We start from the raw sequence: 21,966 nt of genomic DNA, 5'->3' as shown, positions 1-21,966 counted from the left end.
AGTCACCGCTAGACGTGTCTGAAGGGCGAGGGGCGCTTCAATGACAGTTAGAGCCTATGGCTTGGCAGGGAATCGACCGCCCCTACCCCATTTGCGCCATTGCTTGGTTGGAGCTGCAGCCGTACGCCGTTGAGGCGCATCGCCTTGGACCAAGGCATCTAGCGAATAGGCCTACCACCGGGAGCGTCCGATGAGTTTTGTCGCGCAGGTGCAATGCGAGGACGGGACGTACTACGAGTTACGGGGCGAGGGGGGAAACATCCACGTGTATCGCATCGGCGATCCGTTAAAAGACGGAGGGCTTCGTAAAGCCTTCGACACTATACCGGATGCGTTTGACGCAATCCAAATCGATGCCGGATCAAACGTGCTTGGGGACACATATGAACTGCATCGAGGCGATGACGAGGAATACTGGCCCGATGATGATGACGATTAATGCCACAGCGAGCGCCGGTTTCCACCGGGCAGATGATATCTCCGCCTGGCGGTTACCTCATTCCCTACCAATTTAGGCGGGTGAGATAGTCTCGTTGCAATAACAGCAATGACACTTAGTACGTTGAAATTGTGGAATAATCTCGTTGCATCTCATCGCGTCATTGTAACGGCTTGGCATCGGTTTTCGGTGCCAGCAACCCTGCACAACGAGACTTCAACGTGCAGCTACGTACTTCCCGCCCTTGTGGTCTCCGGCCTGCCTAACCTCGTCTGACGATAGAAGGTACTGGATGGCCGCGTCGTACTGCTGGCCTGCCGCCATCACCCCGCGCTTCCGCTTCAGAACGGACTCGGCAATGCCATTGGCGCCAGCCTCTTTGACGTGGCCTAAGAGCGACTTGCAGAGCGCCTCGAATGCAGACCAATGACACGATGGTCCGCGGTGGCAGGAGGGCAAGGCATGCGGGTCACCGGCGGTGCTGACCGCGGAAGCCGACCATGCTCATCCGGCATCGCATGGAGGATGACGAGAACTGGCTGACTATGTCCGCAAACGATCACGATGCGATCCGGAGGGCAGGAACGGCAGTCCCCTAAATTCGTGAGAACCAGGAAGAGGGTTCCCAGTGCGAATGCGATCCGGTGCCGGCCGGTAGCCTCGTCAGCTTCTCGAAAGCTTCTCCGAATAAGGACTAACCCAGTGATCCTGGACGGGAGGCTGGCATCGACTCGCACAATTTCGCCATATCCAATGCAGCACCTCCGCCATCGGTACAGCACGCCGTTCCAGACGATCAGCCGAACCAGGGGGGAAAAGACGCCTTCGCGCAGCAATTAGATGCGACGCGTCGCCGAAAACTGTCGCCGTTGACGGCCGAGAAGTATGCTCAAATGCTTTACAAGGTGGCGAATTACCTCGGCGAGCGCGGCCAGTCGCTCGAAGCCAGTGATGATAATGCACTAAATCAGCTCTCTGACAGCGTGTTCAAGGAGAACAAGCACGTAGGTATGGCTTTGCGGGCGGTTCAAGAACAGCGCGGAGGTTCAACTCGCGCAGGAGGTCGCACGCTCGCGAGGGTTATCGCTCGAGCGCCCATTTTGCCTGAGGAGCTTTGGCGACTGCTGGATGATGAATCCACACCGCCGCTGCCGGGTCAGCTATTCGATCAGCATTCCGGCTCGATAGAGCCAAATCTTTTCAGCTCTGATGCCCTGCCGCCGCTTTCTTCAGAGAGTTTGCTCCATTGATCGATGATGCGCCCACACCGGGCGGAGTGGACCGGTTCGCCGGCCACATGCCGTCCATGACCAATGCCGCGGCACTTGATTTCGAGTACCTGCCATTCTCACCAGGCGAGCTCCGCGGACTGCTGGATGACGAGCCCGTGCCATCCCGCCGGGATCAGCCGGTCGGCAATTTGCCGGTTTCGGCTGATCCAGGTGCGTTTATATTCAACGAGGAGCACATGCCGCCAGGAGAGCTTCGGCGATTGCTCGAAGATGAGCCGCCATCCTCGGCGGCGGATCAACCGCCTCGCCGGTTGCCCAGCGAGTTAAAGGATACAAGCTATTGTCGCAGAGACGCTCTGCACTCGCTATCACGACGCCTTAAATTCCCGGAAAAGCCTACGCCGCATTTAGCTTGTATCGAGCCGTCGCGTTGCCTTTCGGCGAACCGGCTTCGCTTGCATCACTTGCGGAGCGAGCGCCACCTAGCGCGAAATATCGGCCGCATTTTCGACTGTCGTTGGGAGTGCTGGATGTTTCGTCCCCTTGCCGATCTGGCAGCGGCCAATTAGCCGGAGCTCAATCGAAGCGCAGCGGATCGCCTTGGATAAAGTTTAGCGTCAGGGGCGGTGAACAGTTCTTGTCCCTAACCCTGCGCGCTCGATCTCGATCTCGCCGCCGTGAAAGCTGATCCCCCGCGTTCGTTCCGGACGTGTCGCTACAAATCTTGCGGTGCGCCTTCGTGGCCCTACGGTGTCAAGTGAGCGTGGGCGCTCCTGTTACTTCTTGTAGTGGAGTCTTTGATCGAACGCCGATGCGACGGAGTGCGGATTCACCTGCAGTTGAGATGCCGAAAATCAGGACCAGTTGGACACTCAATTAGTGTGAGAACGCCGAGACTCTTTTTGGATCTTGGACTATCTACAACGCTTCATCATTTTCGCGCATAGAGAAGGTGCTACGGCGCGATCGCACGGTCGAGGCTCTGCTGCGTCTTATAAATGTCATCTTGCGCGGGCCAGTGACGCGCGCAACGGCTCGATCGAGCCAGCGCTCAAATACCAGAAAAGGCACGCGGCAAGGACGCGTGCGACAAAACAAGAGCAGGTCGATGATAAAGCGTTTTCGCAACTGGGCCCTATTGTCCATACTCACCTCCATGGTTGTCTGCCCCACCGCAAAGGCGCAAGACCGCCGGACTATCGCCGAACCTGTTGCACCTCATACGGTCTGCGACCGCCCTGTGCCGTCCGGCAAGAACGATACAGTTAGCCTCCAAGACGCCATAGAACATTGCCCCGCTGGGGCTGCAGTTTATCTCGCGCGCGGCGAGTTTCACTCAGGTCCACTCGACATGAAATCGGGCGTGACCTTATGGATCGGACGCGGTGCGACGCTGATCGCCATTCCCGAACCTGCTGCTTACGACAAGGGCCTCGGACAATGTGGTCGCATCGCGGAAAAGGGCGACGGCTGCCGGCCATTCATCAGCTTTTCAAAAACGCGTGGCGGCGGCATCTACGGGGAGGGCATCATCGACGGTCAGGGCGGAGCAATTATTGGCGGCGGCGCGGAAAGCTGGTGGCAGCTAGCGCGTCGCGCCCAAGCTCAGGGCGGCAGCCAGAACGCCCCGCGCTTGATCCAGATCGATCATGCGCAGGACATCACGTTCTCTGGTGTCACCTTGCGCAACGCTCCCAATTTTCATGTCGCGATGAGCAGGGTCGACGGTGCCACGTTTTGGGGCCTCACGATTGATTCGCCGGCGGATGCCCGCAACACCGACGGCATCGATCTTGGCGCGAGTCAGGATGTGACCATCACCCACAGCTTGATCCGTACGGGTGACGACAACGTTGCAATCAAGGCCGGTGATAATGGCTCAACCAGCCATATCTCTATCATTGATAATTATTTCGGCTGGGGGCATGGCATGTCTATCGGCAGTGAGGTGAATTCCGGGGCGAGAGACATATTGGTGCGTAATCTGACGCTGGATGGTACGACGTCTGGCTTGCGCATCAAGAGCGATGTTGGCCGAGGCGGTCTGGTAGAGAGCGTGACTTATGAGTACGTGTGCCTGAGGGGCAACAGGTGGCCGGTGGCTTTCGATACAAAATATGATCCGCGCGCACGAGGCACGAGGATTCCGGTCTATCGGCAAATCGTTCTCCGTCATGTGCATGGCGACACTGGTGTGTTGCTGATGCGCGGCCTAGACGAGGGGCATGCACTCGACGTGACACTTGAAGATGTCCGATTTGCCAGTTCCGCGACTTGGCAAGTTGAACATGCGAACGTTACCGCATCTGACGTATCACCGCCGCTGCCCGGACGAGTTGCAAAGCCGCTGCGGCGCGGATCGGAGGTATGTTCCAGCGCATTCCGCGACGGCGGTTGGTAAAGCACTACACCCGGTGCCGAACTCGGCTGCTGAGTTCCGCATCTGGGGCAAGATGACCGGTGTTGACGAAGGTCAGCCTCATGCCCCGAGTTGGTTGCAATTGCCGACGGTTTGCAGGGACGGGAATGCGAAGGTGACGTGCAGGTTCTGATTCTGTGCAAAAAATGTGTTTGACCATGCGCGGCGGCTATGCCGCGGCGGTGCCTTATATCGGCTGCGTCGAACGTGCCGCGAACTGAACGAAGAGTGAGATCACATGCGAATTTTGGTGCCGTCTGCGCTTCTGGCCGGATGTTTCTTCATTTCGGCAGCGTACGCTCAGCCACTATTGGTGTCGCATGCCGGAAATGCAGACTATAACACCGTGCAGCAAGCCATCGACGCCTTGCCTGCGGAAGGCGGCAATGTCCGGATCGCGCCGGGCGTCTATCGCGAGAAGGTCAAAATCTCGAAATCCGGTATTCATATCGAAGGGACTGGCAGGAAGCCGGAGGATACGGTCATTGTGTATGGCGACGGCGCGATCAATGTAGGAGGAACCGCCCGTTCGGCGACGCTGGATGCCGCTGGCGATGACTTGCGGCTCGAGAATCTGACCATCCAGAACGACTACGCCCTCAATCCGGCCAATCCCCCCTCGCAGGCGGTAGCGCTGTCCGTTACCGGCGACAGGGACGTCGTTACGCGCGTCCGCCTGCTCGGTGCCCAGGACACGCTATTTGCCGGCAAGGGACCAAACGGCAGAATGTCACGACAATACTTCTCGAACTGCTACATCGAAGGGCATGTCGATTTCGTCTTTGGCAACGCCAAGGCCTGGTTCCGGCATTGTGAGTTGCACGGCATCGCAAATCAATCGATCGTCTATACCGCTCAGAGCAAGGCAGCGCCGGATGAGGACAGTGGCTATGTTTTTGATCATTGCAGGCTAACTTCCGACCCTGCTGCGGGCTATATCGCACTTGGCCGCCCTTGGCGCCCCTATGCCACAGTGGTCTTCCTGGAGACGGAGATAGATGCCCCCGTGATCGCGGAAGGGTGGCGCGAATGGACGCCCGGCAAGACCAATACGTTGAGGACAAGCTACTATGCTGAATACCGATCCTTCGGCGTCGGGGCCAACCGCTCAGCCCGCGAGCCTCACTCTCATCAACTGACAGATGGCGAAGCTGCGAGATGGTCGCTGAGCGTGTTTTTCGGAGGCGCCACAGATTGGCTGCCAAGGGAACCATATCGATGAAGACAAAGCAACGGTGACGAGACGACGGCGATCGTCGGATGAATGACGGGGAGTGCGGATATGACGGCGGCGTGGGCTGTCACTGCCATCGCGCTGGGCACCATATTTGTGGGTCATCGAAAGCCTCACCAGACGGTTACTCACGAACAGGGAAACGCGCAACTGCGTGCGATAGCCCAGTGCTTGATGAACGCGATGCACGGTGTGGAGCGCGATCAAGTTCACGATGCCTGCCTTGCCTCGCGGCGATCGGCAGAGCCCTTGAGATAAGTGGGTGGCGCGGAGCGCTAGAGCCCCTGGCCATGTCAGAACCAGCCGTGAACCCCGCGATCCATTGGGCTCTTGTGATCGATCGTTGATCTGGCGCCACCGAGCGAATAGGCCTGGATGGGTCGCTTCTGCGCCGAAACCCTTTCCATAGAGCCAACGAGTATCCCCGGAAAGATTTGTACTTTCGTGTTGCCTCTCGAACAACGGAGGGATCGATCGCGCGCAACTCCTGTTGGAGCTTCGAAGGTGTAACCGGCGGTCGTAGCGACTCAACCGTCAGGGCTGGAAGGAGCCGTTTGGCATATCCACGAGCTCACCGCTGGGCCGATGCAGCCGCCACGTGCGCAGGATGTTGCCTTTTTCCGGCCCCTTACCTGACCGCTGCGGAACGAAACGAACCGGTCATCGTGTCGATTGTCCGCCATGATCGCCCGAAAGCGTTAGCCAGGGAAGTCAAACTGCCCGCGTCGCCAGAGCAAAGCTCGGATAGCTCCGTCCTCCACTTCCGATGCGCCATTGAGGCCCGCTGAGATGTTCGGGATAGCTCTAGCGCACCACGGTCTTCAGGTACTGGTAGGCCTTGATGATCTCGACCAGGCGATCCTCCGTGGAGCGGTCGCCGCCATTGGCATCGGGATGGTGCTGCTTGACCAACGCCTTGTACTTCGCCTTGATATCGCCGAGTGTCGCATTGGCATTCAGGCCCATCACCTGCAACGCTTTGCCCTGGACATTGAAAATCTTGCGCGCCTCAGGCTTGGCGTTCGGGCGGTGGCGGGCACCGGCGCGTCCGTTCAGCTCGACGAGCGTGCAGAGGGCATGCCAGTCGTCCTCGAAATTGGCAGTGCTGCCGGTCATTGTGTGTGCGCTGATGTTCTCGCCCATCTTCCAGGTCGGACGATGGCCGGTCAGCGCGTCGTTCTGGTAGCGCGCGACCGCTTCGGCGTCCATTCCCGAGAAGAAATTGTAGGACTGATTGTATTGGCGAACATGGTGGATGCAGAAGTGCCAATAGGCGCGCGCATTGTCGCGGCCCTTGGGCGCGGGATAAGTACCTTTGTTCTGGCAGCCAGGCCATTCGCACAGCGCCGCGGGCTTGCGCTCCTGCGCTTCCTGCTTATTGATGCGAATGGAGTTGAAGATTTCGGATGTGTCGATCAACATGACCTGGCTCCGTTAACGCAGCGGCAGTTAGCAGAGCCGCTCTATGCTAGAGACTTGGTTTGGACGGCAAGTCGGGTCTGACTCGGCCTTTGCGTCTAGTTAGTGGCATGATGTAGCGGGCACTCCCCAGCAATTGACATGCCAGGACTCGCCAAGTGGATTCAGACCATCATCTCTTTGAGATTTCAGATCGACTCAATCGAAGTTTGCTGTCGGGTTCTGCACATGGGGGTCTTGAATGGGACGAGGTGAGTACTCTCAAAAGCCAAGCGAAGGCATTGCTCGGCGGTAATTTGCGCAACGACGAAGGCAAGCGACGTCTTCTGAATCTTCTTTCGAAGCTCGGAAAGTCCTTCGCCTTGCGTAGCGAAACAGAAAGCGCATTGTTTCGATTTGAAGCTTCGGAGCCGCTCGTTCGCGGATCAACGCAAGTCACAGCGTCTGCCCGCCGCGGACGAAGCGGCCTGCTCACCAGCCGACCCACAAAAGTCTCGAACGTTGCGCTGTTGGACGGGTGGATGCTGGCGCTGGCACGGCAGCCGGGATCGTAGGAGGTGCTTGGCAAGGCGCTGCAAACCAGCAGATTGCTCGGAATGTGCAGCCGGCGGGAATTTGGCACGACTCAGGTCGCTACAAATATCGCCGAAGTCAATCGAGGTGCGGACCAGACGGGCACCGCGTCACCGCAGGTGCTTGCCGCTGCCACGTCCCTGGCTGAGGATAGTAACCGTCTAAAGCTGAAGTGCAGAAATTCCTGGCCACCGTAGCGGCGGCTTAGCAAACCTTTGACGCTCCTGAAGAAGCCCTACTCGAGTGGGTGATGTCCCTTTACCTGGATCGGATGTATTTTCCACGCCGACCTCTTGGGCGGCGCGACTGACGCACAAGAGCCCAATAGGGGCCTGAGATCAGCAGCTGCCGACAATAGGTACTCCATCTCGTGCAAAGCGCCACTTTGCTTGAAAAGGGCGCGCCTGCGAATCGGTGCCGTCCTATTTGATGTCGTGAATCGATTGCGCTCCCGAAATGCGCCTTCAATTCAAGGGGCGGGAGTCAGATAGGATATTCAATGATTTGGATAATCAAAATGGTTTGGGGACTGCTGCGCATGCTGGGGCTTTTACGCGGGTGAGGCAGCTACAGCTTCGCGGCATACCTAGACTCTCGCGAACGAACCAACATTTGTATATCTTCCGAAGGATTGTTGCACGCGAGTCGTTTATAGGTTTGAGCTGAAATGTTCCTGCGGCGCGCAGCATGAGGGCGTACGATCGTTGCAATGGTGGAAGGAAGTCGCAATGGGATTGAAGCGCAGGCGGTTCAAGCAACAGAGTCTCTGGAAGCGAGATTGATGCAGTTCGCGCAGGATATGCGAGATCAAGCGGAGCGAAGTCTTCAGGTGATGAACGCAGCGCCTTGCTGAAGCGTGCCCACAATGCCGATCAAGCCATCAATCTGGAGCGGCAGCTTCGCGAGCACCGCTAGAAAGCGTGGGGCGGCCGCGCGACGGATCACGCGCATGAAAAGCATTGCCAGATTCTCGATCCAGATTTGGAATCTTTCCGATCCAGCCTCGGTTGCGCATTTCGTTGTCCCGAGTCTCGTCGGCCCAGAAGAGAGGAGGGCTTCGTTCACTGAAGGTTGGTCTCGACAATATCCGAGACCATCAGAGCTGCCCGCCTGGCAAAGCACCGGCGGGCTGGGACAACGATCCCGGTTGAGGACGACCTAGGAGTGACCAGGCCGGAACCTGCTCTACTACGGCAAAGGCCACTTCATAGGGTGAGACCGTGCTCATTGAGCACCTTATCTCTGAGAGCCCCCTTGATCTCACGGGCGATCTCTTTGCGAACTGCGGCACCCAACTCTAGCTTGGCATCCTCGACAAGGTCAGCTTCGACCCCGATCAAACCTTTGTCGGTGAGCTGTTGCTGCAGCCGGCTGTCGAACTCCGTCCCCATTGCAGCAAGGAGCTGGTCGTGCGCCCTGGTGTGGTCTTCGGGTGCGATGCGACTCACAACGTCGTCCCAGGGTTGCCAGTCCACCGCCAAATAGTCGGCGAATTCCGCCGCCTCTCGGTTGCGCACGGATGTCTCGGCGCTGTCAACGTCAGCGTCGGTCACACCGGAAACCTCAAAGAAGCGCATGTTCGGGGCGACGTGTTGCAGTCCCAGCCGCTCGCGGAGCTTATTTTGATAAGCAAGAGAGACCTCAATGGCGTCGATGTCTTCGACATTGTTGCCCGAGCCTAGCGCGTGAACCTTCTCGCGCGCAATTCTGTCCAGCGCGTCCAGGCGGAACATGACCCGCCCCAGATCGATGAGATCGGGAAGCCGAGCCTTGTTGTTATAGGCGCCGTTCTCGACCTCGGCGATGAGGCGTGCGGTCTGCATGCCGTTCCAGGTCAAAGTTCTGCGATCCTCGCAGCTCTGGTTGGCGTCCAGGGCCAGCTGAAAGTAGCGCTTACGCAATTCCGAGTTTTTCGCCACTTGGCGCAGATCATTGGCCACGGACTGCCGGAATTCTTCGTTGCCAGAGTTCACGGAGTCAAACAGTTTGCCAAGGAAGAGCGCGTATTCCCGGGCGCCCGGCTCTTCAGCGACGCTCCGCCAAGCGGCCAGCACCTCTCGATCACCCTCCTGTGGATTTCCCCGGAGCCAGTTTGCGACCGTTTCAATGAGAGCATCGGCCTGTTCATCGTCTGTCTCGGACAATTCACTTTGGTCATTGCGCGAATGGTAGACCGTCGGACCGGCATAGCCCTCGGCGCCTAGGATTGAATCCAGGTTCGCGAGCACCTGCTCGGGCAGAGGATTGTCGGTCAGAACTATGCTGCCAGAAGCGACCAATTGCGTCAGCAGGTCGTCCGGTACGCTCGTCAATTGGTTTTGGCCGACGTCGAGAAAATCCAGCGAAGCAGGGAGGCGCCGCGGCAGACGCGTCAGTTGGTTTTCGCTAACGTCGAGAAACTGGAGGGCGGCGGGAAGGGTCTCCGGTAGATTGGCCAACTGATTGTGGCTGGCGCGGAGAAACTGCAGCGAAGCAGGGAGCACCTCGGGAATATCCTGCAACTGATTGTGGCTGAGGTCGAGAAGTTCGAGCTCAGCCGGTAGGACCCCAGGCAGACTCCTCAGCCGGTTTGAGCTCACGTCGAGGCCTCTGAGCTCGGTCGGAAGTGCGGGCAGGGTGGTCAGCTGATTGCCCCTAACGTCAAGACGCCGGAGCGAAGCAGGGAGGCTGTCGGGCAGAGTGGTCAACCGATTGAAGGGCACATCAAGCGCAACGACGGCGTTCGGAAGTCTTGGCAGGCTTGTAAGGGACAGCGATCGGAGATCCAGTGTAGTGGTCTCACCGAGAGTATTCACTCGGCGCACCGCTTCTTCCCGATCCTCGAGCGGGCCTACCTCCGGTTCAGCAGCCCAAATCTCAAGCACCTCATCTCCATCGCCCTCGATATGGGCGGAATTTCCGGGGTTTGCTGCGGAGCCTGCGACGACCGCGTTCCACTGCGCCGCGTCTTCGTTTTGCCCGTCCTGCTGTCCGGAAGATACAGATGGGATGCCACCGTTGCGCTGAATATGTCCTGTCTCAAATGGATCCATCCCACCCTCCTCACGAAATTGAGCGCAGACTCAGCCCACGGTGACAATGCTCTAGGACCCTTAGCTTTCGATAAGCTGACAAACTGTCGCCATAAGTGGCATCGATCGCAACGAAGCTGGTATGACCTTGGATGCAGGATTTGATCGGCCGCTCCCCCGATCGTATGATATTTTCCGCTGACGCGTTTCCGCGCATAACCACGCAGCAGCGGCTCAAGTTTAAAGCCCGCGCGTGGCGGCGGTGCCTTTCTCCAACTGGCTGCGAAGCAAGAGCGCAAGCTCCCCAACGGCCAACGTCCGCGTCGGTCCTCTCTCGTGCCAAGACAATCGCTGCCGTGCTGGTATTTGCCGTTGGTGGCGAGCCCAACGATCTGGGTGTTTTTGCAGCGACACTCGTCAGCTGATCGACAGGTGGGCCTGCCAAGGGCGGAAACTGCCACCGTTGACGGATCTCCGGACTTATCTGGCCAACGAGATGGCAGACTGCGGGCAGCAGTATCGATCTATTGTCCAGGTTGGGCTCGTATCGGCCTGTGTCGAAGAGGTGCTGCACTACAGTCGCGGCCCGCGCGCACAGGCCTTCGAATGATTATTTGCTCTGCGGACCTAGCTGCTTCCCGGCCTTGGGAAGCGGAGGTGTACTCGTTAGTTCTCACGATGGAGAGATTGATGGACACAGGACACGCCCAGCGGAGCGCGGCTTCCTCCCCGGACGCATTTGAAGAGGTGGAGCAGGAAAGCTACCTAGCCGGCTTCAATCTTGCCGTCGCGAATTTGGTCGAAACATTGACAGGGTTATCGGACCCCAGCCTCCGCGCGCGCGCAAATCCTCGACAATTGGGTTGCCGAAGAGGGGCAGGGCGAAGCCGAGAATAGGCGACAGGGGCGCAGACAAATCAGGAATTCCGGTACCACTGGCTCGCGCTCGCTGGATTTGTCCTCGCTCTCGCTGACCGCTCTGCCCGCCGCCCTGCCGCCAAGGTTGCTGGAACTACACGCCAGGCGCAACGAGCTAAGCAGCCTGCCTGCTGTGTTCCACCCGGTCTCCAGCATCTTCTCATTAGCCATAATCGCTTGACCAGTTTGCCGGACGATCTTCCGGCGACCCTCTCTGAGCTGGAGGTTGCTGACAACAGCTTGACCAGTCTGCCGGCAAACCTTCCGGCCGGGCTCGTGATCCTGAACGCAAGCGACAACCGGCTCATCAGCCTGCCGGACGCTCTCCCGAGCGGGCTCACCTCGCTTGCGGTCAGTGGCAATCAGCTGACCGAACTCCCCGAGTCCCTCCCCTCGTGGCTCATTGAACTCAATGTCAGCGGTAACCGGCTGACCAACCTGCCTGAAGGTCTTTTAGATGCTCTTATGCCGAACAATAGCCTCGACTACCCGCATCTGGAGAGCCTCGAATTGGGGGATAACGCGCTGCCGGACGACCTCCTCGCTCATCTGGCGGCGGCTGAAGCGCCACCGCAGCTTGCGCAGCAATCCCTGCATGAGGCTGCCGCACACTGGCTAGCAGACGACCCGGCCACGCTGGCCGAATGGCAGCACTTTGCGGACGAGCCCGGCGCCCCAGACTACGCACAGTTCCTCGAGAGGCTACGAGGCACCGTGAACTACGGTAATGACGAGTTTCGGCGGGCAGTAGCTGATGGTCTGCGGCATGCGGCCGCCAATCCGACATTGCGCGAGCAGTTCTTTGCGCAGGCTTCCGGGGCCAACACGAGCTGCGAGGATCGCGTCACCTTGCATTGGAATGGTATGCAGACCGCGCGCATCAACGCTGACGTCAAGGACGGGGTATATGACGATCGGCTTGGCGATCTGATTCAGCGCGGCCGCGCCGCCTTCCGCTTGGAGGCATTGGACGAGATCGCGCGCGACAGGATCAACTCGCTCGCGAGCGGCAACCCGAACGTAGACGACATCGAAGTCTATCTGGCCTATCAACATCGGCTGCGCGAGCCCTTGGAGCTCAGTCATCTCGCCCCTGACATGCGCTTCCTGGCGGTCTCGCACGTAAGCGAGGATGATGCGACGCGGGCGCTCGAGCTGGTCCGGGAGCGGGAAGCAAGCCAGTTCACCGACTGCATGGCCAGCGGCTGGCAACCCTGGGAGACCGTGCTGAGGCGCATCGCTCCGGACGAACATGCCGCGTTGCGAGACCGGGTGGTCGAAGCCATGGACGAAGAGTTTCAAACCCGCTTGGGTCAACGACTCGCCGAGCATGGTCTTCTGGGCGATCCAGATGCCGAGCGGGTGCTCGGAGCCCAAGTCCGAAACGAGATCGCCGGCGAGATCAAAGGCGAGGTCATGCACCGTGTGCTTGCCGAGCATGGCCTCGAACTATCAGGCTCACAAACCGCCGCAGAGATATCGATTATTGCTCTGTGGCGGCACCTAAAGATCGATCGTGAAGGCTCGCCCATCGCTGCCAAGGTGCTTTTGCGCCTTGGCAATGCGCTGCCCTCGATGAGGGGTCTTTCAGTCTTGCCGAGCGACAAAAATTCCCGTGTGCGAGGCGAGGGGCGTATCTTCGTCTTGTCGAGGCGCTTCGGGACGGGAGCTCCTCGGTCAAGAAGTTGTCGGGGAAACCAAGGCGCGCGGTGGTGAAATCATCGGCTGCGGAGGCGCCGCCGCAGCCAGCCATAGCTCGGTTTGACGAGGCAGTACTGTTCGGGCGGTGATGGGAGCAGAAGGGGCGCTTGCGAGGATCAGAAGAATATCAACGTAGACACCAATAGATTGAGCGCGTGTTCAGTTTGGGGCGTGTGCGTGATGCTTGTGGGGTTATGAATGTATGATAGTCCCACGCCTGCATATATTCCCGGAGCAAGATGGGCGGTATAGGTTCCGGTGATTGCCGTGGTATCGCGATGCGCAAGCTGGCCTTTGGCCAGGGCAGCATTCACCGCAAATGTGCTCCAGCTCGTCTTGCTAGCAACGATTGCAATCAGATCACTGGGCCGGCTATCAAAAGGCCCTTTCGCATATAGACGAAGCTCGTAATATTGGCTGATCCTGTTGAAGTCAGGCGGAGCTCCCATGATGGAGAAGCCGCCATAGATGCCGCGAGACGGCGTCCCACTCGCGTCAATCTGCCAGAGCTGCCTGTCCGCGGCGATGTAGTGAAAGTTATTCCCGCTCTCTCTTTGTTGCTTGGGATCCGCCAAATTCGTGTAGCGGCTACTGTTCAAACCAACGCCCGCCCGCAGCCACGTGTCGGGTACGCCGGCAGCAGCCTTGCTCTTGTAGCCGGCTTCTTCAACGAGAAGGATGCCCGCATTGGCCGTGCTCCAGTTCAAGCCGGTGGGATTCTCGGTTATGTGGGCATAGGCACCATCTGGACTGATTGAGCGCTGGACGGAGACCTTGTTGTACAAGCGATCGTCAAAATTGTACTTCAAGTTGACCGCCGGCGTCGGCGCAGCATTGGTGCTCATCCCTGCCTGGAACAAGGCAGACATGTTCGATCCTGTAATCCCTCCGAACAATGTGCCGGTGAACTCATTTTGGTTTCTGAGGTAGCCAAGTTTGAGTTCTAGCGTCCTGTCGAAGAAAGTCTGGTAGTAGGCGAGGGTGTTGATTCCCGCTCGATCTGGTCCCGGGCGATCCCACGTCCAGTATTGCTGCTCGGCTCCTACGACAATCTGTCCGTCGGCAACGCCAAACCGGCTGAGATCGTAGGTGACGATCATGAAGTTTGCCGACGCGAAGGTCGGATTCTGGCCCATATAGAGCTGGTTTGCGATAGTGCTTCTGGCCGCATTCGGCAGCTGGTTATTTACAAAGCTGTTGTGTGTCCAGCCGATGTATCCGATGCCGACATCGGCCAGCGCCGATCTAACGCCGTCCCTGTCCTGATCAATCGTGTCCGCAGGGCCAGGTATGTTGAACCACAACCCTTTTTCCCGCAGCTTGTCGTACCGATCGAAGGGATCGATCGTCTTTTGCGGTCTCCTCTGAGCACCTCTGCCCGCATTGCCGCGCTTTTCGAAAGGCACTCCGGGACCTGCTGCTGGCGCCGGGGCAGGAGGGCGGATTGCCTGACGGATCAGGTCGATCGGGAGCCTTGCGGCACGATCGGAGCTCTTTCCTCTTTTGCTGGCCTGATCCACTGAGTGGTTACTAGGATCAAGTCCGCTCGCGGTTTGTGCCAGTACGGAATTGCCGACCAGATAAGCCGCTAGCGAAAGCGCGATAACAAGCCAAAATTGCTTTCCCCTTGGTCTGAGTGCTGCCGTAGCCGAGTTTGTCCGAGGCGAGCTCGTCGCAAGAAGGCAATCACGTATGGCGCAATTCGGGTCAATGTCTGCCGGCCATGAATCGATTGAAATGCGGCCTGATTGGCCAGAGTGAGCTCCCTGCGTTTTCGTGTCCGAGGGCGAGGGGGACGAGCCAGACCACGATCTATCCCAAGAGGACCACTCAGGCTTCCTGAAGCTCTCAGCCCGCGGCGCGACGATGATCTGGTCCGAAACTTTGCTCGTGCATGACGCCGGCGCGCCGAGAGCCAGAGGAGGGCGCCGGCTCGGCCAATGCTCACGACGGGGGCGCGGGGGCTTGCTGTCCGGGCCAGCAAAACATTGCGAATGTCCGCCCTGCTCACTGCGTGTCAGGCGAGTCTGGCGGTGTCGCGCATCTGCATCGAAGGCGGCCTTCTGGACGAAACGGAAGCTACTGGAAAGCAAGGCTCGCCGTGCAAGAGGCTTGGGTTCACGAAGCGCTTTAGCGGTATCGTTGTCAGCGAAATAAGAGACGATCGCCAGACTTGAAGTTGCGCGGGCGGCAACCTCGCCACAACGTCCAACGTGATGGCCCAGGAGACCGGAGGAAGCAGCCATCGAGCAGCTTTGGCTGGTATCGGCGAACAGTTGCTGGCTGCCGTGAGCGCGGCACGACCTGTCTTGCATCCGAATCCTTGACGCGCGCGGAGTTCGTTGGTCACGCTTGGCACGAGCGCGTCATCTCCAACAAGCTGCCGGATTTGGTAGTTGATCAGGTGCGATGATTGCGGATCCAATCGGCCGTTGCCGCTCGGCCGATCAGCCGTGGCGCTTGCGTGGCGCGTGCCGCAGGAGGTTGCTGGTCTCGGCAAGCTGTGAGGACGCTCGATCGAACACAGTGCAGGAATGAGTAGACGGTTTGCATTCGTGTGTAAGAAAATCTCCAGGTGTCTTCTGGATAGTGAGAAAATGCTGCGACATCGCCATCGAAGATGAGTGCCGTTGCTCGCCGGTGACGCTATCATGGAGAACGCGCGCAAATTGTCGCGTTGGTGTTGCTCAAGAAGTAGCGCTTCATAGGAGCAGGGAAGCCGATCGGGAAGCTCGGCAAGATTGATTATTGTCGACTCTCGCAGCTCCTGGAGCGCGTGAGCATCGCAGCCTTTGGCATCGACGAGACAAGCCTGCTGGAATGGGATCTTGAGCGAGGGACAATGGACTTGATGGATCAAGCGGCCGCTTCAGACTTGCGGCCGCTCTTGCACGGGCCGTCAAGACGGATCCTCCCGGTTTTGGTGCTCCCGCTTGTCCTCGTTGGCTCGTGTGCTGCTGGCGCCTGGCTTTGGGCTAACCTTGAAGCCTTTGTCGAGACGCCGGAAGCTTCAACGATGAGCCTGTCATTGGAGGACAGGGCATCCTTGTTTGAGATAAGGTGGGCACAGCAGAAAACCGGCGATGAGATCGCAGTACTCAACAGCCGGATCAACGCTCAGCGGGATGACCTCAAAGGGATCCTGGATCAGATCACCATACTGACTTCGCGGATCGAGTCGCTGCAGAGTTTAACACCTGTCCCTTCTGCTGCTTCCGAGCCTCCTTCGCCAGCCCGGGCTGCTTCGAGCGTCGCCAGCAAACGCTTCGGGCGGTCCAAACCACAAGGACCTGTTTCCGTCGGAGGCGCGCCAGTGACCGCCGGACCGAAGACAGCCGAGCCTTGAGGTCTGAGGCGCTGCAGGTGTGGTCGATTCTCCAACTGTGCCCGATGAGGTGGCCCGTAGGTTCGCAAAGCTGCCTCCGGCCGTAGAATACCCGAAGCTTGTGCGGGCGCCGTCGTCTCCAGCGGCATGTACTGCGGCCGTCACTATCATCGAGAGCACTCCAGGGCAGGTGGTGCAGAGCACTTTCCGCACGAGCCTTGGCCCTGAACGGCGGAATCCGCTGCGCCTTTCCTTCAAATCAGCTCTCTTCCAGTCGGCTATCGCCAGTTTTGAGGCCATATCTCATAGCTCGTGTCATCACGTCGCCGCCACATTCTCGAAACTGGCTTTTCTGCCCGAGGCGCTTCTTCGGAGCGCTCTCTCGCGAAAGAGCTTAGAGGTTTTGGATCTGCTCACATGCGTGGCTTAGTTAATCGGAATGCGGTCGAGATGAGCGTCGAACGCGGCAGCAACAGCGCGAATGACAAACCGGTGCTCCTGCTTGACCCGAATGAACCCCTCTTCAATGTCCACTATCCCATCTTCTGCAAGCATTCCCAGGCGGTCGGCCGAATCGAGAAGAGGAATCGGATCAAATCCGTGAGCAGCACAGATCGCTGGTACGTCGGCCTGCAAATCGCACATCAGACGCTCGATGATTGCGGCGCGGAGGCGATCTTCGGCGGTAAGACAGTAGCCTTTTGAGGTTGCCAGGCGACCAGCCTGAATGTGTTGGTGATAGGAAGCGGTTGCGATCTCGTTCTGGACGTAACCGTCACGCAGACGGCCGATGGCTGACGGACCTAAGCCGATCACGGTTTTGCAGGTATCAGCCGAATAACCCAGAGAGTTGCGGCGCAGCCGACCAGCTTTCTGGGCCAGCGCCAGCTCGTCATTGGGCAGGGCGAAATGGTCGAGCCCGATCTGGCGGTAGCCGGCCGAGACCAGCGTATCTGCAATAGCCGCGGCTTGCTCAGCGCGGGCGACATTATCCGGCAGCGCCGTCTCATCGATCCGGCGCTGACGCTTCATATAGGAGGGGACGTGAGCATAGCCGAAAACCGCAAACCTGTCTGGCCGCATGACCAGAGCCGTCCTCGCGGAGTCCACGCAAGACCGCACCGTCTGATGCGGCAGTCCGAAGAGAAGGTCGAAATTGATGCGCCTTATCCCATGCTGGCGAAGGCTTTCGACGACAGAAGTCGTCTGTACCTCGCTCTGGACTCGGTTGACCGCCCTTTGAACCACGCCGTCAAAGCTTTGCACGCCTATGCTCGCGCGGTTGATCCCCGCCGCTTCCAACGTTTCCACCATCGCGGCCGTGACCCCACGCGGATCGATTTCTATGGCGACGGTAGCTGAATTGCTGAATGCAAAGCGGTGGCGCAGGAGTTTCATCAAGGCGAGAAAATCGCTTGGTGCAATGGTGGTCGGCGTCCCACCGCCGAAATGCACGTCGCTCACCGGCAGAGCGCGCGGCACTTGCTCTGCGACCAAGCCTATCTCGTCCCGCAGTGCCGCCAAGTAATTGCGGACCGGTCGCTCGCTGCGACTGACGCTTGTAGGGAAGCCGCAATACCAACATATAGAGTGACAGAACGGAACGTGGATATAGAGCGAAACGGGCTCGTCGGGCGGCAGCCGCCTCAGCCACGTCTCGCAAGTCTTGACGCCGACCGTCGCGGAGAAATCCGGTACGGTGGGATAGATGGTGTACCAAGGCAGGCGAGCATCGCAATACTTATTTAGGAGGGGGGTCTGCAAGACTTAACTTTCCCATGCTCAGAGAGCATGAAGCTGACCAATGACCTCTCTTGTGTCTTTGCGTTAAGTCAAACCCGCCTAGTGGTTTCTGAGATCTGGTCCCGTTTTCGATGTTACTGCAAACCGGCTTAAGAGCAGCAGGGCGTGAGAGCCGTTCGTTGGCGGTTATCTGGACGTTTAGGACATGGAACTTCTCGTGCGAGTACGGTTGAAGCGGCTAGACATGCACGAACGAGCCGGCGCGAAAGATCAATCGCTCATCCGAGGGCACGTCGCATTGGCTGACGGCCAGCCATTTTTGCGACGAAGACATGGACTTGTAGGTCTCACCAGGAGCAATTGAGCTTGCCGGTGGATCTTCAAGAGCCGATTTTGGTTGCTCACCGAGTTCAACGGATGCCTGCCAACGCGGCGTGTCACGGAAGACAAGTTGGCTGCTAGATGAGAGCGCGAGGAACGCAATAGCAAAACGTGACGCAACGTGCGATTCAGGATCTTTGGCGCAGCTGGCGAAAGCAGATTGTTGATCCCTAGTATCAAACGCATAAGCCTCAATTCCGCCATGCTGGTTGTCTCATTGCCACGAGCATCATCACGGATGTACTGATGATGTTGGGCGACCCCAGCGCACTTTCAGCCCCCCGGCGAAGTGCGTCGGGGCGCCTTGGTTCGGCGGCCCTCGTCGCTGTCTAACACAACTCACCAACTCACAGCGACTCTGAACGTCTTGCTGATGGCAAAGCGAAGTGCGGCCAGATGCGTCGGACGAGACACTATCTGCCGCAGTTTCTATTCTGCTTCATCAACTGGGTTGTTTTCTTTTTACATCGCCTTTGGAGCTATCGATCCCTGCCAGATCGCGCATATCTATTCCATTATCTTTCATTGGCGTCGTATCGATGCGATGCACCTGCAGCTCTCAGTTTCACATAGACCGCCTGGTCAGGCGTCGACCAAACCCGTCACTATGTTCGCGATGCTGCGAGTTGGAGCCGTCGATACAGGAGCCGGCTGGGAGATCTGGCGCCTGTTCATTGCATGAAAATAGCCTTCGCATCTTGGCATTTCAGTCCATTCACAACGGATCGGGGAAGTTTGTGATTCGGTAGGCCAATCGAAGCTGGAGCTCGTCTGGCGGAAATGAGAGCTGAGCTAGCCAGGTCTCAACGAGATTGCCGAGGCATCGAACTCATCGAGGACCGGTAAAAGGATGGCTATTTGGCGCGGCTAATTTCAAAGGCAGCACGCGCGACATTTTGACGGCTTCGTGGCCGAGGCGGCTCATTGCCGCGCCTTCGCATCCATGCCATCTCGAACGGCCTGCGACGTTCTGACGCTCAGGACATCATTCCCTGACATTCTCCATGAGAACGTAACCGACACACACACACACACACCGGACACGAGATTGCGCGGCGTTGCAGTTCTACATTGAAGTAGATCTTCCAGGCCGGCACCGCTCTTGAGGAAGTCTTGCGCCCCCTGGCGCGATCCGCAGGCTAGCGAGAGCGTCTCCCCGATCGCCTCCACTAGATGCTCTTCTGCGTTACTGCGCCCTAGATTAGAGGGCCGCGCAAGCAATAGACGAATGGAGGTACGCCTCATCCCGCTCGCGCGCCCCGCCAACGTTGGCCCTCCCGCCAAATGGGAGGCGCGAACGGAATGTAACTAAGTACGAACCGCTCGGCTCATGACCATGAGCTGGGATGCACGAGTGATCCGCCCCTCGTCGCTCGACCCTACAGCTTTTTATGGTGGCGTTGGCGGCTTTCGCGGTGGTGAGGCAAGGCGCGCGGACCAGACTTAAGCTGCGGCCTTCATCATGTGCCCACCCGAGCTGACCGTGCTGGATCTCCTGCCGATCCGTTGAGACTTTCAAGCGAGAACCAATTGGATGCCGGCAACGACCAGAACCGCCACGAGGATATATCTGATGCCTGCCGGGTTCAGGCAGTTCAGACTAATTACCGTTCCAGCGACCGCACCCGCCAGCGCGGAGATAGCGTAAAGAGGCAAATCCGGAGAGGGAAATTGGCCGGTGAAAAGAGCTCCGACGAAGCCGACTGCGGAAATGGCCAGAATAAAAGGGGGTGATAACGCGACGGTCTGCTTCGGTGATGCCCAATTCAGCGTGATGAGCGTCGGCGCGAGGAACACTCCACCACCCACCCCGGTCAGACCGGAAACCAGGCCAAGGGCCGCGCCAATGCTCACGATTGCTGTGAGCGGAGTTTCGCAAACACGATCAGCAGCGCGTCCCCGCTGCATGATCATCACGGCGCTCGCCAGAAGAAGAACGAGCCCCGTCAGCGTCTTGTACATGTGGTCATCGAGCACAATCAAGCCGCCGGCAAGCGACGCTGGCATGGATGAAAAGAGAAGCGGGCGCAGGATGGCCCAGTCAACGGCCTTGTTGCGGTTGAAGAGCCACGTAGAATAAGTCGCGACGACAATGTTGAGACCAAGCGCCGTCGGGCGCATCTCTGTCGACGACATACCAAAAAATGCCATTAGCGAGACGAATGCAGTGCCACCAGCCTGGCCAACGCTCGCATAGAGCAGTGAGATGATCGCGAAGAGCAGACAAGCCATGCTTCACCGATCTTGGCGACGATCTTCGCCTTTTTCCACCGAGCCCATCATGAATCGCGCAATCAGGTGCGGTCTAACTGTGTTTCTGCTTAGGAACGGATCGAAGCGCTTCGCCGGAATCGCTGGCCGGAGGTGCAGTCAGTTCAAGTTCCTTGACGGGTGCCATGTTTGGACCCTTCAATCAATTGCCGAACTTGGTACTTGACTGGGCTGGAAGAGGACCTGAGGGAGCGGCACTCGACGGGCCGCCGAGGTGAGCTGCATTTGTTGCTGTAGCTCACCGTGTCGCACCTCGCAATGGTGCTGTCGCCTTTCCTCCGCATGTCATGAATGCTTCGACGGACCTACATCGCACCAACCATGCGAGTTCGAAGCCTGTCGGGACGTTTGGTTTTGTGAAATCAGCAGTTGGTATGACACTTGCTAGTTTGGCGCGGGTCGTCTCCCTGCTGGAGAAGCGCATGCAAAATCTCCTCCGCATCAAGCAGATCTCGCGGTTACGAGTATCTCTCGTTGCGCCTTTAAGGTGGCCTCTTTCTGCACGTTCGGTCCGTTTGCGCCAGGCCCGCCGGACGGATTCGATGAGAGGCCGCACAATGATGCGGGGAGTAGGGCTTCTGCCCCGACTGTTCCGTGTTGCTCATCGATCGCGTCGCCGGCGCCGTCGCTCGGCGGAGAATCGGCGATCGGTTAGCGATGGCAATTCGCAAGATTGGGAAAAAACATGAATCTCGTATTGTCTTCGTCTCTAGGCAAGGAATGGATGCGCACGAGGCGCTCCTGGACTCCCGCGCTGCCAAGCCGCTTGAGCTCAGCCTTATCGCGCAGATCAGAGCCCGGGATCTCGTCGTGCTCGGCCTCGACACAAACCAAACGGTCCTTCGGACGCGACTGCGGTTTCTCGCCATGCAAGCTCAACAGAGCTCAGCCTCTAGCAGAGGGCCTATTTGGTTCCTGTCGTCAGCTCAGTCCAGGGCCCGGGGCCAGTTCCGGCACATCAAAGAGGACACAGTTGGATTCGTAACGATGGCACAATCCTTCAGCACGGATGGCCGGCGATGATCTCCAATTTGGCGAGTAGGCTATCGGCGGACTGGACCGGTTACTGCCGCTCAGTCTCGGAGGCAGGGATGATGGCCCTATCTCGGGTGTTTGATGCGACCATGCCGGCGCGTCGGCGGCAGGAAGACGAATTTGGCGAATGACGCCGGGCACAGCGCGAGCGCTCAGAGTGCACGAATAACTAACCCTCGAGTGCAGCTCATGGACTGGAATTTGGCGCCGCCTGAAACAAGCGCAATCGAACCCGACGACGGGGAGCTCGCTCGTCGTACTCAAG

Annotated in this window: 13 protein-coding genes and 1 pseudogene; 7 read left to right on the top strand and 7 right to left on the bottom strand. The window is 58.5% G+C overall.

The window, feature by feature from the left end:
* Window positions 1-190 precede the first annotated feature (190 nt).
* On the top strand, window positions 191-439 hold the full coding sequence (locus XI06_RS25330; protein WP_271606781.1) for a hypothetical protein: 249 nt from the start codon (window positions 191-193) through the stop codon (window positions 437-439).
* 893 nt (window positions 440-1,332) lie between these two features.
* Window positions 1,333-1,689, top strand: a complete 357-nt coding sequence (locus tag XI06_RS25325) for a hypothetical protein (RefSeq protein ID WP_271606780.1) — start codon at window positions 1,333-1,335, stop codon at window positions 1,687-1,689.
* 98 nt (window positions 1,690-1,787) lie between these two features.
* Here XI06_RS25325 and XI06_RS25320 read toward each other — a convergent pair whose 3' ends face one another.
* Complete coding sequence (locus XI06_RS25320) at window positions 1,788-1,970, bottom strand: hypothetical protein (RefSeq protein WP_271606779.1); 183 nt, start codon at window positions 1,968-1,970, stop codon at window positions 1,788-1,790.
* 809 nt (window positions 1,971-2,779) lie between these two features.
* Here XI06_RS25320 and XI06_RS25315 point away from each other — a divergent pair.
* Window positions 2,780-4,072, top strand: coding sequence for a glycoside hydrolase family 28 protein (locus XI06_RS25315; protein ID WP_271606778.1), 1,293 nt, complete (start codon window positions 2,780-2,782; stop codon window positions 4,070-4,072).
* Between the two features lie 256 nt (window positions 4,073-4,328).
* Window positions 4,329-5,312, top strand: coding sequence for a pectinesterase family protein (locus tag XI06_RS25310; RefSeq protein ID WP_271606777.1), 984 nt, complete (start codon window positions 4,329-4,331; stop codon window positions 5,310-5,312).
* An 816-nt stretch (window positions 5,313-6,128) separates the two neighbouring features.
* Here XI06_RS25310 and XI06_RS25305 read toward each other — a convergent pair.
* Window positions 6,129-6,746, bottom strand: a complete 618-nt coding sequence (locus XI06_RS25305; protein WP_271606776.1) for a J domain-containing protein — start codon at window positions 6,744-6,746, stop codon at window positions 6,129-6,131.
* Window positions 6,747-6,901: 155 nt separating this feature from the next.
* Here XI06_RS25305 and XI06_RS25300 point away from each other — a divergent pair, with 155 nt between their 5' ends.
* Window positions 6,902-7,297 (top strand): hypothetical protein, encoded by a 396-nt coding sequence (locus XI06_RS25300; RefSeq protein ID WP_271606775.1) that lies wholly within the window; start codon window positions 6,902-6,904, stop codon window positions 7,295-7,297.
* Between the two features lie 844 nt (window positions 7,298-8,141).
* Here the strand turns inward: XI06_RS25300 and XI06_RS25295 are convergent.
* On the bottom strand, window positions 8,142-8,276 hold the full coding sequence (locus XI06_RS25295) for a hypothetical protein (protein ID WP_271606774.1): 135 nt from the start codon (window positions 8,274-8,276) through the stop codon (window positions 8,142-8,144).
* A gap of 245 nt (window positions 8,277-8,521) precedes the next feature.
* Window positions 8,522-10,348, bottom strand: a complete 1,827-nt coding sequence (locus tag XI06_RS25290; RefSeq protein WP_271606773.1) for an NEL-type E3 ubiquitin ligase domain-containing protein — start codon at window positions 10,346-10,348, stop codon at window positions 8,522-8,524.
* A 669-nt stretch (window positions 10,349-11,017) separates the two neighbouring features.
* Between XI06_RS25290 and XI06_RS25285 the strand changes: the two are divergent.
* Window positions 11,018-12,694 (top strand): annotated as a pseudogene (locus tag XI06_RS25285) (NEL-type E3 ubiquitin ligase domain-containing protein); the annotation flags it as partial.
* Window positions 12,695-13,062: 368 nt separating this feature from the next.
* On the opposite strand, the gene XI06_RS25280 reads toward XI06_RS25285, so the two are convergent.
* Window positions 13,063-14,352 (bottom strand): carbohydrate porin, encoded by a 1,290-nt coding sequence (locus XI06_RS25280; RefSeq protein ID WP_271606771.1) that lies wholly within the window; start codon window positions 14,350-14,352, stop codon window positions 13,063-13,065.
* Window positions 14,353-15,722: 1,370 nt separating this feature from the next.
* Here XI06_RS25280 and XI06_RS25275 point away from each other — a divergent pair.
* Window positions 15,723-16,292: a hypothetical protein gene (locus XI06_RS25275; RefSeq protein ID WP_271606770.1), complete on the top strand. Its 570-nt coding sequence runs from the start codon at window positions 15,723-15,725 to the stop codon at window positions 16,290-16,292.
* A 405-nt stretch (window positions 16,293-16,697) separates the two neighbouring features.
* On the opposite strand, the gene hemN is transcribed toward XI06_RS25275, so the two are convergent.
* The gene (gene hemN / locus XI06_RS25270) at window positions 16,698-18,035 is read right to left on the bottom strand and encodes an oxygen-independent coproporphyrinogen III oxidase (protein ID WP_271606769.1); all 1,338 of its coding nucleotides are present in this window, start codon (window positions 18,033-18,035) and stop codon (window positions 16,698-16,700) included.
* 1,875 nt (window positions 18,036-19,910) lie between these two features.
* Window positions 19,911-20,627 (bottom strand): sulfite exporter TauE/SafE family protein, encoded by a 717-nt coding sequence (locus XI06_RS25265; RefSeq protein WP_271606768.1) that lies wholly within the window; start codon window positions 20,625-20,627, stop codon window positions 19,911-19,913.
* Window positions 20,628-21,966: the final 1,339 nt, after the last annotated feature.

Origin of the sequence: Bradyrhizobium sp. CCBAU 11434 (assembly GCF_028128895.1) — a bacterium.
GTDB lineage: Bacteria > Pseudomonadota > Alphaproteobacteria > Rhizobiales > Xanthobacteraceae > Bradyrhizobium > Bradyrhizobium zhengyangense.
This window is presented reverse-complemented; position numbering and strand designations above follow the sequence as displayed.